The organism is Roseovarius sp. MBR-78, assembly GCF_040547535.1.
Taxonomy (GTDB): Bacteria; Pseudomonadota; Alphaproteobacteria; order Rhodobacterales; family Rhodobacteraceae; genus Roseovarius.
In genome coordinates this window covers 101,211-117,261 of the sequence record NZ_JBEPPX010000009.1, presented here as the reverse complement: position 1 = coordinate 117,261, position 16,051 = coordinate 101,211, and the positions used below count along the sequence as shown (strand labels likewise).

19 protein-coding genes are annotated in these 16,051 nt (G+C 66.2%); 10 read left to right on the top strand and 9 right to left on the bottom strand.

The genetic code is table 11. The features are described from left to right. Positions 1-118: 118 nt before the first annotated feature. Entirely contained in the window at positions 119-1,081 is a 963-nt protein-coding gene (gene mdh, locus ABIE58_RS09615) for a malate dehydrogenase (RefSeq protein ID WP_354544496.1), read from the bottom strand. 151 nt (positions 1,082-1,232) lie between these two features. On the opposite strand from mdh, the gene ABIE58_RS09610 reads away from it, so the two are divergent. Continuing rightward, positions 1,233-1,982 (top strand): sulfite exporter TauE/SafE family protein, encoded by a 750-nt coding sequence (locus ABIE58_RS09610; RefSeq protein WP_502950082.1) that lies wholly within the window; start codon positions 1,233-1,235, stop codon positions 1,980-1,982. Positions 1,983-2,265: 283 nt separating this feature from the next. Here the strand turns inward: ABIE58_RS09610 and ABIE58_RS09605 are convergent, their stop codons facing one another. Beyond that, a complete protein-coding gene (locus tag ABIE58_RS09605) occupies positions 2,266-2,574 on the bottom strand; it encodes a hypothetical protein (RefSeq protein WP_354544494.1) in 309 nt (102 codons plus the stop codon). 187 nt (positions 2,575-2,761) lie between these two features. On the opposite strand from ABIE58_RS09605, the gene ABIE58_RS09600 reads away from it, so the two are divergent. From ABIE58_RS09600 to ABIE58_RS09585, 4 genes are read left to right on the top strand one after another with little or no spacing between them, the layout of a single operon-like run. After that, positions 2,762-3,622 (top strand): HpcH/HpaI aldolase/citrate lyase family protein, encoded by an 861-nt coding sequence (locus ABIE58_RS09600; protein ID WP_354544493.1) that lies wholly within the window; start codon positions 2,762-2,764, stop codon positions 3,620-3,622. A gap of 6 nt (positions 3,623-3,628) precedes the next feature. Next, a complete protein-coding gene (locus ABIE58_RS09595) occupies positions 3,629-4,174 on the top strand; it encodes an NnrU family protein (protein WP_354544492.1) in 546 nt (181 codons plus the stop codon). Between the two features lie 4 nt (positions 4,175-4,178). Further along, positions 4,179-4,382 (top strand): DUF1737 domain-containing protein, encoded by a 204-nt coding sequence (locus tag ABIE58_RS09590; protein WP_354544491.1) that lies wholly within the window; start codon positions 4,179-4,181, stop codon positions 4,380-4,382. 2 nt (positions 4,383-4,384) lie between these two features. Continuing rightward, positions 4,385-5,413, top strand: coding sequence for a MaoC family dehydratase (locus tag ABIE58_RS09585; RefSeq protein ID WP_354544490.1), 1,029 nt, complete (start codon positions 4,385-4,387; stop codon positions 5,411-5,413). Positions 5,414-5,525: 112 nt separating this feature from the next. On the opposite strand, the gene ABIE58_RS09580 is transcribed toward ABIE58_RS09585, so the two are convergent. Both ABIE58_RS09580 and hrpB read right to left on the bottom strand, forming a co-directional pair. Next, positions 5,526-5,984: an NUDIX hydrolase gene (locus ABIE58_RS09580; protein ID WP_354544489.1), complete on the bottom strand. Its 459-nt coding sequence runs from the start codon at positions 5,982-5,984 to the stop codon at positions 5,526-5,528. Between the two features lie 78 nt (positions 5,985-6,062). Further along, complete coding sequence (gene hrpB / locus ABIE58_RS09575) at positions 6,063-8,528, bottom strand: ATP-dependent helicase HrpB (protein ID WP_354544533.1); 2,466 nt, start codon at positions 8,526-8,528, stop codon at positions 6,063-6,065. Positions 8,529-8,740: 212 nt separating this feature from the next. Between hrpB and meaB the strand changes: the two genes are divergently transcribed. Further along, on the top strand, positions 8,741-9,715 hold the full coding sequence (meaB, locus tag ABIE58_RS09570; protein WP_354544488.1) for a methylmalonyl Co-A mutase-associated GTPase MeaB: 975 nt from the start codon (positions 8,741-8,743) through the stop codon (positions 9,713-9,715). A gap of 6 nt (positions 9,716-9,721) precedes the next feature. Here the strand turns inward: meaB and ABIE58_RS09565 are convergent, their stop codons facing one another. Further along, a complete protein-coding gene (locus ABIE58_RS09565; protein WP_354544487.1) occupies positions 9,722-9,958 on the bottom strand; it encodes a DUF8831 family protein in 237 nt (78 codons plus the stop codon). Between the two features lie 119 nt (positions 9,959-10,077). Between ABIE58_RS09565 and ABIE58_RS09560 the strand changes: the two genes are divergently transcribed. Both ABIE58_RS09560 and ABIE58_RS09555 read left to right on the top strand, forming a co-directional pair. After that, on the top strand, positions 10,078-10,791 hold the full coding sequence (locus ABIE58_RS09560; protein WP_354544486.1) for a M48 family metallopeptidase: 714 nt from the start codon (positions 10,078-10,080) through the stop codon (positions 10,789-10,791). A 64-nt stretch (positions 10,792-10,855) separates the two neighbouring features. After that, on the top strand, positions 10,856-11,119 hold the full coding sequence (locus ABIE58_RS09555) for a DUF6455 family protein (RefSeq protein WP_354544485.1): 264 nt from the start codon (positions 10,856-10,858) through the stop codon (positions 11,117-11,119). 28 nt (positions 11,120-11,147) lie between these two features. Here ABIE58_RS09555 and trhA read toward each other — a convergent pair whose 3' ends face one another. Together trhA and ABIE58_RS09545 are read right to left on the bottom strand one after the other, a co-directional pair. Further along, positions 11,148-11,798 carry a PAQR family membrane homeostasis protein TrhA gene (gene trhA, locus ABIE58_RS09550; RefSeq protein WP_354544484.1) on the bottom strand — a complete coding sequence of 217 codons (651 nt, stop codon included), beginning with the start codon at positions 11,796-11,798 and terminating at the stop codon, positions 11,148-11,150. Between the two features lie 58 nt (positions 11,799-11,856). After that, positions 11,857-12,255 (bottom strand): thiol-disulfide oxidoreductase DCC family protein, encoded by a 399-nt coding sequence (locus ABIE58_RS09545; protein WP_354544483.1) that lies wholly within the window; start codon positions 12,253-12,255, stop codon positions 11,857-11,859. A 119-nt stretch (positions 12,256-12,374) separates the two neighbouring features. Here ABIE58_RS09545 and ABIE58_RS09540 point away from each other — a divergent pair, with 119 nt between their 5' ends. Further along, positions 12,375-12,746: a DUF6746 family protein gene (locus ABIE58_RS09540; protein ID WP_354544482.1), complete on the top strand. Its 372-nt coding sequence runs from the start codon at positions 12,375-12,377 to the stop codon at positions 12,744-12,746. A gap of 40 nt (positions 12,747-12,786) precedes the next feature. Here the strand turns inward: ABIE58_RS09540 and glyA are convergent, their stop codons facing one another. Beyond that, positions 12,787-14,094 (bottom strand): serine hydroxymethyltransferase, encoded by a 1,308-nt coding sequence (gene glyA, locus ABIE58_RS09535; RefSeq protein WP_354544481.1) that lies wholly within the window; start codon positions 14,092-14,094, stop codon positions 12,787-12,789. A gap of 158 nt (positions 14,095-14,252) precedes the next feature. Here glyA and ABIE58_RS09530 point away from each other — a divergent pair, with 158 nt between their 5' ends. Next, the gene (locus tag ABIE58_RS09530; protein WP_354544480.1) at positions 14,253-15,014 is read left to right on the top strand and encodes an NAD kinase; all 762 of its coding nucleotides are present in this window, start codon (positions 14,253-14,255) and stop codon (positions 15,012-15,014) included. A 57-nt stretch (positions 15,015-15,071) separates the two neighbouring features. On the opposite strand, the gene ABIE58_RS09525 is transcribed toward ABIE58_RS09530, so the two are convergent. After that, a complete protein-coding gene (locus ABIE58_RS09525; protein ID WP_354544479.1) occupies positions 15,072-15,620 on the bottom strand; it encodes a CIA30 family protein in 549 nt (182 codons plus the stop codon). Positions 15,621-16,051 lie beyond the last annotated feature (431 nt).

Below are 16,051 nucleotides of genomic sequence, written 5' to 3'. Positions count from 1 at the left end.
TGTGATCACACCGGGAAATCGTGTGATCACAAACACGGATGCAATACGAATCGCCCGGCCAAAAAAACAGGGGCTGGAAAATATCCAGCCCCGGCTCATGTATAGATGATTGGCCAACTCAGGCGAGAGAGCCATCGATCCCCTTGCAGGCGTCGACAAGGCCCTTGACCGCGTCAACCGACTTGTCGAACATCACCTGCTCGTCCTTGTTGAGCTTGATCTCGACGATGCGCTCGATGCCGCCCGCGCCGATCACGGTGGGCACGCCCACATACATGCCCTTCACGCCCAGCTCGCCATTGCACCACGCGGCGCAGGGCAGGACGCGTTTCTGATCCTTGAGATAGGCCTCGGCCATCTCGATCGCGGCGGTGGCGGGCGCGTAGAAGGCCGAGCCGGTCTTCAGCAGGCCCACGATCTCGGCGCCGCCGTCGCGGGTGCGTTGCAGGATCGCGTCAAGCTTGTCTTGCGTGGTCCAGCCCATTTCGATCAGGTCCGGCAGCGGGATGCCCGCCACTGTGGAATAGCGCACAGAGGGCACCATCGTATCGCCATGCCCGCCGAGGACAAAGGCGGTCACATCCTTCATCGACACGCCGAATTCAAGGCTGAGGAAGTGGCGGAAGCGCGCGGAATCGAGCACACCGGCCATGCCGCAGACCTTGTTCGCGGGCAGGCCCGAAAACTGCTGAAGCGCCCAGACCATCGCATCGAGCGGGTTGGTGATGCAGATCACGAAGGCGTCGGGCGCATTGGCCTTGATGCCCTCGCCCACGGCCTTCATCACCTTGAGGTTGATGCCCAGCAGATCGTCGCGGCTCATCCCCGGCTTGCGCGGGACACCGGCGGTGACGATGCAGACATCCGCACCGGCGATATCGGCATAGTCCTGCGTGCCCCGGAGATGGGCGTCAAAGCCCTCCGACGGGCCGGATTCGGCAATGTCGAGCGCCTTGCCTTCGGGGGTGCCTTCGGCAATGTCGAAAAGCACGACATCGCCGAGTTCCTTGAGCGCCGCGAGATGGGCGAGCGTGCCGCCGATCTGTCCGGCGCCGATCAGCGCGATCTTGGGTCTGGCCATTGGATTTGTCTCCGTGGGTTGCAAAGTTGCGGCTTGCCGTAGTCTGAATTGCGCGTTCATGCAAGCCCGCCGCGCTTCGGCGGATCGCGATGGGGTATTTGTGTATGCGGTTGTATGCCGATTTATCGACGCAAGGCCGGGGGCTTAGAGGATGGCAATGACATGGGAACTGTTCGCAGCCGGGGCGTTTGCCGCGCTGTTCGCGGGGGTGTCCAAGGGCGGATTCGGCTCTGGCGCGGCCTTTGCCGGGGCGGCGATTCTGGCGCTGGTGGTGCCGCCGGGGATGGCGCTGGGGATCATGCTGCCGCTTCTGATGCTGATCGACCTCGCCACCTTGCGTCCCTACTGGCGGCAATGGGGCGCGGTCGAGACGGCGGTGCTGATCCTCGGCGGGCTGCCCGGCGTGGCGCTGGGGGCCGCGTTCTACCGCGTGGCCGATGCCGATCTGCTGCGGCTCTTGATCGGGGCGATCGCGCTCGGGTTTGTCGGCTGGCAGGTGGCGTTGCGCGCGGGCGTGATCCGGCGCGCGGCGCGGCCTCTACCCGGCTGGGCGGGGGTGATCGCGGGGGCGGTCGCGGGGTTCACCAGCTTTGTCAGCCACGCGGGCGGGCCGCCGGCGGCGGTCTACCTGCTGTCGCGGGGCCTCGGTAAGACCGGCTATCAGGCCAGCACGGTGGCGCTCTTCTTCGTGATCAACATCGCCAAGGCGGTGCCTTACGGCTTTCTCGGCCTGTTCACGGTCGAGACCCTGCGCATCGACGTAATACTGGCCCCGCTGGCGCTCTTGGGAGCATGGATCGGCGTGCGCGCGCACCGCAGGGTGCCGGAGCGCGCGTTCTTTGCGATCACCTATGTATTGCTCACCGTGACCGGCGCGAAACTGGTGATCGACGGGATATAGGGCGCGACATCTGACACAAACTGCCCGATGCGGCACGGGGGGCGTTTATGGGCCTGAAGGGGACGTTCAAGGCAAAGCCCCCTTGCGCGGAATCGAGGCGCGCCTTGGCGCGCCGCCGCGCATCGCCGGGCCGCTCCCTCGGCACGGCGATTTGGCTGCAACCTGCGCCATCCTCCGAGGTTTTTCGGATTCGGCGCGATAAAGAGCCACCAAACTCACGTTGGATCGCCGCGCCGCGGCCCGTCGATGCGCGGCTCACGGCAATGACCGCTCAAGGCCCCCTTCAGGCGTCGTTGCCCGGCGCGGGCAGTCTGTCGGCCATCGCCTCGAACGCCTGCCCGGCCGCGATCAGGCAGGTGAGGCCCGACGGCCCCGTGACGGTGATGGTCCAACTGCCCGATGTGCCGGAGGCAAACACCTCGATCACCGCGTTATTGGCCCCCAGCCCCATCGCCTGCCGGGTTTCGCCATAGGCCTCGGCAAGGCGTTCTACCACCACCTCGCGCGGGGCGCATTGCGCCGATTGGGCCGCTGCCGGACCGGTCGCGAGACAGGCAAGGGCCGCAATCAGGCCCAGAGATTTTTTCGTCATCGTCACACCCTTTCCCATGTTGGTCCCTGCCGTCACACCAAAGGATGCCGGGCAAACGCTGAAGACTTGGTTAACGAGGGGTAACGAAGCCGCGATTGCTGCATCGCGGCGGGAAAGGGCTTGAACTTTTATGCCAAAGAGTGGCAGGTCTGCGCAGGATTATATCCCAAACCCGCGAGTGCAGATCATGGCCAGCCTCTCTCATCCCTATCGCTCGGTGCTCTATATCCCCGGCTCCAAGGAGCGCGCGCTGGAAAAGGCGCGAGACCTGCCCGCCGACGCGATCATCTTTGATCTGGAGGATGCCGTTGCCCCCGATGCCAAGGCAGAGGCCCGCACCACGCTGGCCGCAGCGCTGCGGCAGGGCGGCTATGGCAAGCGCGCCAAGATCGTGCGGATCAATGCGCTGAGCACGGAATGGGGGCTGGCGGATGCGCGCGCCTTCGCGGCTGCCGGGGCCGATGCGATCCTGCTGCCCAAGGTCAACGCCGCGAGCGATATCGACACGCTTTCGGACATCATCGGCCCCGATCTGCCGATCTGGGCGATGATGGAAACGCCGCTCTCGATCCTCGGCGCGCGCGAGATTGCGGCGCATGCGCGCGTGGCGGGCCTCGTCGCGGGCACCAACGATCTGGCCAAGGATCTGCGCACGCGGGCGCAGCCCGACCGGCTGCCGCTGATGCTGGCGCTGCAGAGCATCGTTCTGGCGGCGCGGGCGGCGCGGATCGTGGCGGTAGACGGGGTCTATAACCGCTTCAAGGACGAGGACGGGCTGCGCGTGGAATGCGAGCAGGGCCGCGATCTGGGCTTTGACGGCAAGACGCTGATCCATCCCGCGCAGATCGAGACCGCCAACACCGCCTTTGCCCCCACCGAGGCCGAAATCGAACTGGCCGAACGCCAGATTGCCGCGTATGAAGAAAGCCGAGCCTCGGGTCAGGGGATCGCGGTCGTGGACGGGCAGATCGTCGAGAATCTGCACGTGGTGACGGCGGAGCGCATCCTTGCGCAGGCCCGCGCGATACGTGACCTTGCAGCGGAGTAGCGACCAATGGCCTATCTCATCCTCGGACTGATCCTGTGGACGGCGGCGCATCTTTTCAAGCGCGTGGCCCCGGACCTGCGCGAAAGAATGGGCAAGGCGGGCAAGGCGCTGGCGGCGGTAGGCATCCTCGCCGGCCTGGTGCTCATGGTGATCGGCTACCGGCAGGCGGAATTCGTCAATATCTGGGTCCCGCCCACATGGACGGTGCATCTCAACAACCTGATGATGCTGGGCGCGGTGTTCCTCTATGGCATGAGCGCCACCAAGGGGCGGCTGCGCGGTGCGATCCGCCATCCGCAACTGACCGCCGTCAAGGTCTGGGCGGTGGCGCATCTGCTGGTCAACGGCGATCTGGCCTCGCTGATCCTCTTTGGCGGGATGCTGGCCTGGGCGGTGCTGGAGGTGGTGGTCATCAACCTGTCGCAAGACTGGGACCGCCCCGCACCGGGCGAGGCGAAACGCGATATCATCCTCGTGGTCATCACCCTCGTGCTGTTCTTCGCCATGACCTTTATCCACAACTGGCTGGGCGTCTGGCCATTTCCGGGGTGAGGCGATGAAACTCTACCGCTTTCTATCCGCCGACGACACATCGGCGTTTTGCCACAAGGTGACGGCCGCGCTCAGCGCGGGCTGGGAGCTTTATGGCGATCCCACCTATGCCTTTGACGCCGCCAATGGCGTGATGCGCTGCGGGCAGGCGGTGGTAAAGGAAAAAGAGGGTGCGTATTCGCCCGACATGAAGCTTGGAGAGCAGTAGCGATGAAAACCAATCCGGGCCGGTTCTTCGAGGATTACACCCTCGGCGAGGTGATCCGCCACGCGGTGCCGCGCACAGTCTCGGGGGCTGAGCGGGCGCTCTATCATGCGCTTTATCCGGCGCGCCACGCGCTCTATTCCTCGGACGAATTTGCCCGCGCCTGTGGCCTGCCTGCAAGCCCGCTCGACGATCTGGCCGCGTTTCACATCGTATTCGGCAAATCGGTGCCCGATATCTCGCTCAATGCCGTGGCCAATCTTGGCTATGCCGAGGCGCGCTGGCTGCGACCGGTCTGGCCCGACGACACGCTGCGCAGCCAATCCGAGGTGATCGGGCTGAAGCAGAATTCCTCGGGCAAGACCGGGGTGGTCTATGTGCGCACCTCAGGGACCAACCAGCACGGCGAAACGGTGATGGAATTCACCCGCTGGGTGATGGTGCGCAAGCGCGACGCTGACGCCCCCGCGCCCGCGCCCGTGGTGCCGGATACGGCGGCGGTGGTGAACCCTGGCGATCTCGTGATCCCTTCGGGGCTCGATTTCACCGATTACGATTTCACGCTCGCCGGAGAGCCGCATCGCTGGGGCGATTACGAAGTGGGTGAGCGGATCGACCATGTCGATGGCGTGACCATCGAGGAGGCCGAGCACATGCTCGCCACGCGGCTCTGGCAGAACACCGCCAAGACCCATTTCGACGCCAGCCTGCGCGCCGATGGCAAGCGGCTGATCTATGGCGGGCATGTGATCTCGATGGCCCGCGCGCTGTCGTTCAATGGGCTGGCCAATGCGCAGATGATCGCCGCGATCAACGCAGGCAGCCACGCCAACCCGTGTTTCGCGGGCGATACGATCCGCGCCTGGTCCGAGGTGCTCGACCGCGCCGAGACAACCGCGCCCGGTGTCGGTGCCCTGCGCCTGCGGCTGGTGGCGACCAAGGGGGGGGAGCCGTTCACGCTCCGGGGCGAGGACGGCAAATATCTGCCCCATGTGCTGCTCGATCTGGATTACTGGGCGCTGATGCCGGTCTGAAGCATGTTGCTCAAAAGTGGGAACCGGTTTTGAGCTTCTCGAACATGCGGGATCAACACGTCAGAGTGTATCGCGTGAATGAAAATGAACGCGATACACTCTGAACAGGCGCTCAGAGGCTGCGCAGGATTTTACTCAGCTCCGGCTCCTGCACCATCTTGGCGGCCTTTTTCGCAGGCACCCAGACGCGTTTGCGCTGGCCCGCCTCGGGATACTGCGCCGCAAGATCACCGTCCCGCAGCCGCACCTTGTAGAGATGCGCGACGATGGGGATGACGCTGCCATCCTCCAGCGCCTTGTCGTAAAAGAACTGCCCGGCGGGGCGCGCATGATCGGCCTCGGCGCGCACGCCCGCCTCTTCCCACGCCTCGCGCAGGGCGGATTGCACATCGCTCAGCCTCTTGATGGGCCAGCCCTTGGGCACGATCCAGCGCCCGGTATCGCGGCTGGTGATGAGCAGCACCTCCTTGCGCCCCTTTTCCTTGCGCCAGCACAGCGCCGCCACCTGCCGCTCGGGCGGATAGGCGGTGCGCGCGCCGGGGCGCTCGGTCAAGGTCTGCATTTTTACCATCGGTGTCGGCCCTGCTCGGGGAGGTTGTTTTTTACTCTATAAAGGCAGAAGTTACGCGAAAATCCGGCGCTTTGCAAATCACCTCGTGTTGCGCGGGCTGTTGCGCGGCTTGGCCCGCAGCGTCGGATCGGCCTCGGTCGGATCCTCGGGCCAGGGATGCCGGGGATAACGCCCGCGCATATGCTTGCGCACATCGTGATAGGAATTGGCCCAGAAGCCGGGAATATCGGCGGTGGTCTGCACCGGCTTGCCCCCCGGCGACAGCAAGGTGACGCGCAACCCGCGCCCGGCAACCATCGGATGCGCGGTCTGGCCGAACATCTCTTGCAGGCGCAGGGTGATTCCGGGCGGGTCGGTGGCATAGTCGATGGGGATTTTCCGGCCCAGCGGCGTGCTGAACTGCGCTGGGGCCTCGCGGTCAAGCGCCGCCATCTGATCCCAGCTCAGACGCGCACGCAACGCATCCAGAATATCGAACCGCTTCCAGTCCTGCGCCGTGGTCACACCCCCGAGATGGGGCAGGAGCCACACCTCCAGATCGCTCATAAGCGCGGCCTCGGACATATCGGGCAGATCGGGCAGCACCGCGCGGCAGAGCATCACGCGGGCGGCAAGGCGGCGGGCGGCGTCGCTCCAGACAAAGCCGAGATCGCGCACCCCGTCGAGCATGGCCCGCGCGACCGCCTCGGGCGGCGCATCGTCCCAGCGCCGGTCATCGAGGACGAGCGCGCCAAGCCGTTCCTGCCGCCGCGTCTCCACCCGCCGGGTGCGCCGGTCCCAGTGGCACAGGTCGTGCCAGCCGATCTGCCCGCCATAAAGCGCGCGTATCTCGGCGTCGCTAATCGCGATGGCCTGCCGGATGCGCGCCTCGCGCGGGTCGCCGTCAAGGTCGGTCGCCACGATCAGGCGCGCGCCCGACATCGGATCGCCCTCGGGCATCACCGCCCCCTTGCCCCCCGAGAGCACGAAGCGCGCAGCCTCCCCCTTACGCCGCAGCCCGATCCGGTCGGGATAGGCGAGCGCGGCGCATTCGGCGGGCGACATCGCCGCCGCCCCCCTGCCCCGCGCCTGCCGCGCGAGGCGCTTGGCCTCGGTCCTGATGCGCTCCACCGTGCCGCGATTAGCCTCATGCGGGTGGCGTTCGGCATAGGCGCGGGGGTCGCGCACGGCGGCAAGGCGCAGCGCCAGATCCACCGGCGCGCCCCGCCCCAAGGGATCGCGATCCGCCAGCAGCGCGGCAAGCGGTGCGGCCTCCGGCCCGGCCACCGCCAGCATATGCGCCAGCCGCGGATGAAGCGGCAGCGCGGCAAGGGCGCGCCCGTGATCGGTGATGCGCCCCTTTGCATCCAGCGCCCCCAGCATCGCAAGCAGCGCGCGCGCCTCGGCGAAACTGCCCGGATTGGGCGGCGTGAGAAACGGCAGCGCCTCCGGCTCCGCCCCCCACAGCGCCAGATCGAGCGCCAGCCCGGCCAGATCCGCCGCCGCGATCTCGGGCGGCGGAAACGGGGCGAGCGCGCCCTCCTCGCCGCGCGTCCAGAGCCGGTAGCAGACGCCTTCAGCCACGCGGCCCGCGCGGCCCGCGCGCTGCGTGGCCTCGGCGCGGGTCACCGGCTCGGTCACCAGCCGCGACATGCCCGATGCGGGATCGAACCGCGCGCGGCGCGCACGGCCCGCATCCACCACCACGCGGATATCCTCAATCGTCAGCGAGGTCTCGGCAATGGCGGTGGCGAGCACGATCTTGCGGCCCTGTGCCAGCGGCGCGATGGCGGCCCGCTGCGCGGCAAACGCCATCGCGCCAAAGAGCGGCCTGATCTGGCACTCGGGCGGCAGCCGGCCGTTCAGAAGCCCCTCGCAGCGCCGGATCTCGCCCTCGCCGGGCAAAAACACCAGCACGCCCCCCGAAGTGCAGCCCACCGCCTCGACCACCAGATCGGCCACCGCCTCCTCGATGCGTTGCCGCCGGGGCCGGGGCCGGTCGAGCCAACGGGCCTCGACCGGGAAACTGCGCCCCGAAGAGGTGACAAGCGGCGCCGCCATCAGCCGCGCCACCGGGTCGGCATCAAGCGTGGCCGACATCGCCACAAGGATCAGATCATCGCGCAGTGCCCCGGCCACCTCGAGGCACAGCGCAAGGCCCAGATCGGCGTTGAGCGAGCGTTCGTGAAACTCGTCGAAAATCACCGCGCCCACGCCGGGCAGGTCCGGCGCGGACTGAATCATCCGGGTCAGGATACCCTCGGTCACAACCTCGATCCGGGTCGTGCGCGACAGTTTCGCCTCGCCCCGGATGCGATAGCCCACGGTCTCGCCCACGCGCTCCCCAAGGCTCTCGGCCATGCGCTCGGCGGCGGCGCGCGCGGCAAGGCGGCGCGGCTCGAGCATGACGATGCGGCCCTCCGTCAGCCCCGCGCGCAGCATCTCAAGCGGCACCACCGTGGTCTTGCCCGCACCGGGCGGGGCCTGAAGCACGGCGCGGCCCTGTCCGCGCAGCGCGCAGATCAGATCGGGGATCGCGTCAAGGATGGGCAGCGCCGTGGTCATGCCCCGGTTATCGGCGAGGTGCGCGCGTTTGGCCAGAGCGGGGAGCCGCATGGTTTCTTCTTGGCAAAAATACCCAGTCCACCTTGAGTGGCAGACGCATGAGTTATGGGTATTTGGACCAAGAAGAAGACGCGGGCGCGCGCCCCGGTCTGGACATTTGCCGCACCGCCAAGGCATGAAGGTGCGGGCAGAGATAGCAATCCGGCAGGCGCATGGATACCCAAGAGACAAGCAAGCAGATCATCGCGGGCGACCGGCGGGCGCTGGCGCGGGCGATCACGCTGATCGAGAGCGCGCGCGACGATCACCGCGCTGAGGCCACCGCGCTTCTGGAGGCTGTGCGCGGATCGGGGCGCGAGGCGCTGCGGATCGGCCTTTCGGGCACGCCGGGGGTGGGCAAATCCACCTTTATCGAGAGCTTCGGCCTGATGCTCACCGGGCAGGGCCTGAAGGTGGCGGTGCTCGCCGTCGATCCCTCCTCGGCGCGGTCGGGCGGCTCGATCCTGGGCGACAAGACGCGGATGGAGCGGCTGTCGCGCGACCCGAACGCCTTTATCCGCCCCTCGCCGAGCCGGTCGCACCTTGGCGGCGTGGCGCGGCGCACGCGCGAGGCGGTGGCGCTCTGCGAGGCGGCCGGGTTCGACGTGGTGCTGATCGAGACGGTCGGCGTGGGCCAGTCCGAGACGGTGGTGGCCGAGATGTCGGATATCTTCGTGCTGCTGATGGCCCCGGCGGGGGGCGACGAGTTGCAGGGCGTGAAGCGCGGGATCATGGAGATTGCCGACCTGATCCTTGTCAACAAGGCCGATGGCGATCTCAAACCGGCGGCGCAGCGGACCCGGTCGGATTACGCCGGTGCCCTGCGGCTTTTGCGCAAACGCACGCAGGATCCCGAGGGCTTTCCCAAGGCGCTCTGCGTCTCGGCCCTTGCCGATGACGGGCTGGCCGAGGCATGGCAGGAGATGCGCGGTCTGATCGACTGGCGCCGGGCCGAGGGGCATTTCGCCGCCCGGCGGGCGGCGCAGGCGCAAAGCTGGTTTCTCGAGGAACTGAAGCAGGGCTTGCTCGCGCGGCTCAACACACCAGAGGCACGGGCGGCAATCGAGCGCTATGCGCGGGCCGTGGCCGAGGGGGGGATCACCCCCGCCGCCGCCGCGACCGAGATGCTGAGGACGCTGGGCCGCTGAGAGTGCTCAGCCCCCCGGCTCGCGAAGATACACGCCCTCGGGCAGATCAAGCGCGGCCCCGAGGTCGCGCATCTGGCTCATCGAGAGGGTGATCCGCAGCACGGTATCGGTGCGCGGGTCGTATTGCTCGACGGTCACGCATTCCTCGAAGGCGTTGACGATGACATCCTCCTGCAAGGGGGCGGGCCCCTCGTCGACAAGGGTGATGACGGTCGAGTCGAAATCGTGCTCGATTGAAAACATGGGAGCAGGCTAACGGTTGGGCGACGAATTGCAAACCGCTTATCGGCGGCGCGTCCGGGGCTGGCAGGGCGGCGCAACCCTGCTACAAACCCTCAAACAGATGTATCTGAGGAGCCAACATGCGCTGGATATCCTGCCTTGCCCTTGTCATCACCGCCTCTTGTGTCGAGGTCGTCGAGACCAGCCAGCCGCAGCGGTCGCCATCACAACCCGCCGCCGCGCAGCGCCCCGTGCCCACGGTCACGCGCGCGCATGTCGAGCGGTTCCTCTCGGTGGTGCAGCGGGTCGAGCCGGTGGCAGAGCGCACCTGCCGCGCCCGCGCGCCGCGCAGCAATTGCGATTTCCGGATCGTGGTGGATGACCGGCCGGGCCAGCCCGTCAACGCCTACCAGACGCTCGATCGCGGCGGGCGGCCGATCCTTGCCTTCACGCTGCCGATGGTCGCGTCGGTGCGCAATGCCGACGAGTTGGCCTTTGTCATGGGGCACGAGGCCGCCCATCACATCTCGGGCCATATCCCGCGCCAACAGCAGAGCGCGGCGGTGGGGGCGCTCATCCTTGGCGGGATCGCCGCCGCCGCAGGGGCCGGGCAAGGCGTCGTCGATCAAGCGGTGAACGCCGGTGCCGGTGTTGGCGGGCGTGTCTTTTCCAAGGAATTCGAATTGGAGGCAGACGCGCTTGGCGCGGTGATCGCGCATGGCTCGGGCTATGATCCGGTTCGGGGGGTGGCGTTCTTTTCGCAGATACCCGACCCCGGAAACCGGTTCCTCGGGAGCCATCCGCCCAATGCGCAAAGGGTGGAAACGGTGCGGCGGGTGGCGGCGGGGCTTTGACAGAGATCAAGGACGCAGGCCGGGGGGCGTGGCAGATTTGCGGCCTGAGAAAAGGAGACAAGTCATGCAAAACAGCCGCACTCTCATGCGTCATGCCGATCTCGTGGATCGAATGGCCACAGCGCAAGGCGTTGATCTTGAAGCCACAATGATGGCCGGACACCTGACGCCAGATGCGCTTGACGATGCGATTCTCTCTTGTACTGGATGCGCCGCGCCAGACGCCTGCGAACATTGGCTTGCCGCGCATGAGGACGGTGCCGCTGCCCCTGACTATTGCCGCAATGCCGCTCTTCTGGCGGATCTCGCGACCCGACAAGAGGGCTGAGCCGCAGGCTTGACGCCCAGCCGCAAGATCACAGCGCGGCGGCAACCGCCGTGTTGATACCTATGAAGAAGCACGCCGAGGCCAGCGCCACGAAGGCGTGCCAGATCGCGTTGGCGAATCGCAGCGATTCCCACGCGTAGAAGATCACGCCGACCGAATAGAGCAGCCCGCCCCCGATGATAAAGGCAAGGCTGATCCCCGGCAGCACCCCCGAGAGCGGCAAGAGCAGCGCAACCCCCGCCCAAGCCAGCACCATGTAAGGCAGCCATCCCGTCGTCATCGCGCCGCGCGGCATCCGCAGCTTGGACAGCGCGCCGAAACCGGCAAGCGCCCAGACGCCCGCAACCACCGCATAGCCGAAGGCGGAACCAAGCAGGATACCCAAGGGGGTAAAGGTGCCCGCAATCTTTACATAGATCGCCGCGTGATCGAGCCGCCGCAGGAGCGGGCGCAGCGGCGTATGCGCGAGCAGGTGATAGCTTGCCGAGGCCCCCAGCATCGCAAGAAGCGACAGCGAATAGACCGTGAGCGCAAAGAAGGTCACCCCGTCCATGTTGGGTGCCCAGAATGAATAAACCGCCGCCACCCCGGCAAGCGCCGCGACAAACCCCGCGACATGCACCACGCCATCGGCGATACGCTCGGACGGGGTATAGGCGGGATAAGACATCTCCTTCATTCCTTCACCGTGGCACGAAAATCCTGACATTTCATCAATATCCTGAAATTTTTTGCGCTCATGCGGTGTGATCGGGGCGCAACCGGTGCATTCGTGCGACATGACGCGCGTAAAGCCGCGGCGCAAGAACGCGCTCATAGACCTGATGCGCAAGCAGGCGCAGCCCCGGCAGCGCCACGATCCGCGCAAGCCAGCGATAGCGCGGCATGGCGCGCCACAGCGCAAGAAAGGCATCAACCCCCGAGAGTACGCGCCCGCCCTGCCGCACATGAAGCCGCCGCGCGGCGGCATCCTCGTCAATCCCCCAGGAGGCAAGATCGCGTGTGCCCAGATCGTGAAACACCAAGGGCAGGCCCCGCGCCTCGGCATAGCTGCGGTAATGGTCGATCTCCGCCCGACAGACTGGGCAGCGCGCGTTGTAAAGAACGTGGGTTTCGGTTGGTCTGTTATCGCTCATACCCGTTATTTATGCCGGTCTCGCGCGCGGCCAAGGGCGGCGGCGCAAAAGGGGGTTGCGGCAGCACAGTTTATTTCTTATTAAATTACTCGGGTATATCAAACCAGAAGGATCGCACCATGCGCCTGACCACCCTCGCCGCCACAATCGCCCTCGGCCTTGCCCCCCTGCCCGCCTTCGCGGCGGAAGAGATCAGCCATTACGCCGCCGAGCCATCGCAGACGCTTGCCGAGGCGCTGGCGACCCTCGCAGACTATGATGCCAGGGTTGAAACGGTCCTGGCCCGCGACATGCTGGGCGTGCAGGACATGGATGAGATACACGAATACACCTACACGATGGAAAACGCCGTGGCGCGCATCGCTACGGAGGTGGAAGAGATCGCCGCCGCGCTGGAAGAGGTGCACCAATCATCCGAGGGCGATGACCCGGATGCGCTCAGGGCGGCGGCCAAGGCCTATCTCGCCCTGAGCGCGCCGCTTATCGAGTGACGGCGGAGCCACCGACGGGTGCGATGACCCGCTGCGCCGGTTACAGGCCGGGATAGAGCGGGAAGCGCGCGCAAAGCGCGGCCACCTCGGCGCGCACCTTGTTCTCGACCGCGCCGTTGCCCTCGGTGCCATTGGCCGCCAGCCCGTCCACCACCTCGATGATCCAATCGGCGATCTGGCGGAATTCCGCCTCGCCAAAGCCGCGGGTCGTGCCCGCGGGCGAGCCAAGGCGGATACCGCTGGTGACGGTGGGCTTTTCGGGATCGAACGGCACGCCGTTCTTGTTGCAGGTGATATGCGCGCGCCCCAGCGCCTTGTCGACAATATTGCCGGTCACGCCCTTGGGGCGCAGATCGACCAGCACGACATGGGTATCGGTGCCATGCGTCACAGTATCCAGACCGCCCTTGATGAGTTGATCCGACAGCGCCTGCGCATTGGCGATCACCGCCTTGATATAGTCCTTGAACTCGGGCCGCAGCGCCTCGCCAAAGGCCACCGCCTTGGCGGCGATGACATGCATCAGCGGGCCGCCCTGAATGCCGGGGAAAATGGCCGAGTTGAATTTCTTGGCCAGCGCCTCGTCATTGGTGAGGATCATGCCACCACGCGGGCCGCGCAGCGTCTTGTGCGTGGTGGTGGTGGCCACATGCGCGTGGGGGAAGGGGCTGGGATGTTCGCCCGCCGCCACCAGACCCGCGAAATGCGCCATGTCCACATGCAGATAGGCACCCACACTGTCAGCGATTTCGCGCATCCTGGCAAAGTCGATCCGGCGCGGGATGGCCGAGCCGCCGGCGATGATGAGCTTGGGCTGATGCTCGGTCGCGAGCGCCTGAACCTGATCGTAATCAATCAGGTTGTCCTCACGCCGCACACCGTATTGCACCGCGTTGAACCACTTGCCCGATTGGTTGGGCGCGGCACCATGCGTCAGGTGACCGCCAGCATCAAGGCTCATCCCGAGGATGGTATCGCCGGGTTTCAGAAGCGCGGTGAAAACACCCTGATTGGCTTGGCTACCGGAATTGGGCTGCACATTGGCAAAGCCACACCCGAACAATTGGCACGCCCGCTCGATCGCCAGATTTTCTGCGATATCCACATATTGGCACCCGCCATAATAGCGCCGCCCCGGATAGCCCTCGGCGTATTTGTTGGTCATCACCGAGCCCTGCGCCGCCATCACGGCGGCGCTCACGATATTCTCGCTGGCGATCAGCTCGATCTCGTCGCGCTGGCGGCCAAGCTCTTGCCCGATCGCGCGGGCAATTTCAGGGTCGCGCGAGGCCAGCGCCTCGGTAAAGAAACCGTTATCGGTCGTGGGCCGGTGTCCGTCATGGGGCATGGAATATCCTCCGCAAGAAGATGGTTTTGACGCTCACCTAGCGGAAAGCCCCCGCCAAGGAAAGATCGCAAAGCGACACATCCACCCGTCCCACCGGCATGGCTGGTCTTGAGCGGCGAAGTGTGGTTCGATCCCGGCCCAAGCCGCGAGGACGCCCGATGCCCCACAAGATCGCCTTTGTCGCCAGCGACGTGCCCAGCGCCCAGACCGCGCGCGCGGCCCTCGTCGCCCGTTTCGGCACCACGCCCGAGCCGCAGGCCGATGTGATCGTGGCGCTTGGCGGCGACGGGTTCATGCTGCACACGCTGCACCGCACGCAGGCGCTCGATACGCCGGTTTACGGGATGAATCGCGGCACGGTCGGGTTCTTGATGAACGATTACAACGAAACCGACCTGCCAGAGCGCCTTGCCCGCGCCGAGGAAGAGGTCATCAACCCGCTGGCCATGCGCGCCGAGGCCAATGACGGCACCCTCCACGAGGCGCTGGCCATCAACGAGGTCTCGCTGCTGCGCGCAGGCCCGCAGGCGGCCAAGCTGCGCATCAGCATCGACGGGCGGTTGCGGCTGGAGGAATTGATCTGCGACGGGGCGCTTGTGTCCACGCCCGCGGGCTCCACCGCCTACAACTATTCCGCCCACGGGCCGATCCTGCCCATCGGCTCGGATGTGCTGGCACTTACCGCCGTCGCCGCCTTCCGCCCCCGGCGCTGGCGCGGCGCACTTCTGCCCAAGACGGCCTGCGTGCGCTTTGACGTGATCGAGCCGGACAAGCGCCCGGTGATGGCCGATGCCGATAGCCGCTGGGTGGAAAGCGTGACTTGGGTCGAGATACGCTCGCGCACTGATATCTCGCACCGTATCCTGTTCGATCCGGGGCATGGGCTGGAGGAACGGCTGCTGCGCGAGCAGTTTACCTAAAGCAACCTAAACCGCCCGGTTATCCACATGTTCCGCCACCAGATTCCACAAAGCCGATCAGTAAAGCCCAACCCACCGGAATGACAGGTCCGCCTCATGGTCGCGCCCGTAGGCGACGGCGGCAAGGCTCGTCACCGTCTCGGGGCGCGGCGTGGCGCGCAAGAGCGCGCCCGAGGGCACGAAATCGGTGAAGGGCAGGCGCAGGTCCTGCCACGCGCCCGTGGTCTCGAACCCGGCCTGGTAATACTGCCACGGCAGCACCGTTCCACGCGTGCGCAGATGAACGAAATAGCGCCCGCCATTGCCCTTGACCCGCAGCACCACGCCTTGCGCCGCCTCGGGCAGGGGCGCGGGCAGGCGCACCCGCGCCTGGATGAAACCGCCGCGATTTTCGGTGCTGACCACCCCGGTCAGGTGCAAATGCTGCGCGCCGCCCGCACCCACCACCCGCGCCGCGCCGGTCGAGACACCGCCCATCACCTGATCGGTGAAAAACGCATAGTCCGAAAGCGGCGGCGGGCTATAGGGCAAGGGCGCGCCGTCGGCATGGCTATGATCGGGCATGGCCCCCACCAGAAAAGCAAAAAGAGCGATATAAAGGCGCATGAAGGCCCTCCTTGACCATAGATAGCACCACTGCGCGCCACGAAAAGCCCCGTGTTATCCGATAACACCGCCGCGTTATTGCCTGTCTTGCGGTACAGCGCGCATCGTGACGGCACCTGCACCACGCAGGTGCGCCAAAGGACGAAAAGGACGCAAGGTCATGCGGGTAATGAACGCCATCAGGATCATTCTTCTCGGGAGCCTGATTGTCGCGGGGGTCAGTCTGTATCCGGAGCGGGACGCAAACGCCCCCGATCCGGCATCTGTAACAAGTCTCGTCCCCGCCCCTGTGACGGTAACGATCCTGACCGCGCGCCAATCCTGAGGCACGGCTCTCTTCCTGCCCGGCACCTGCCGGACGAGCCACCCCCGCGCAGGCAACATCCTGCGCGGGGGCATTTTCATCGGGCACCGCCGCATCCGCCGCATCC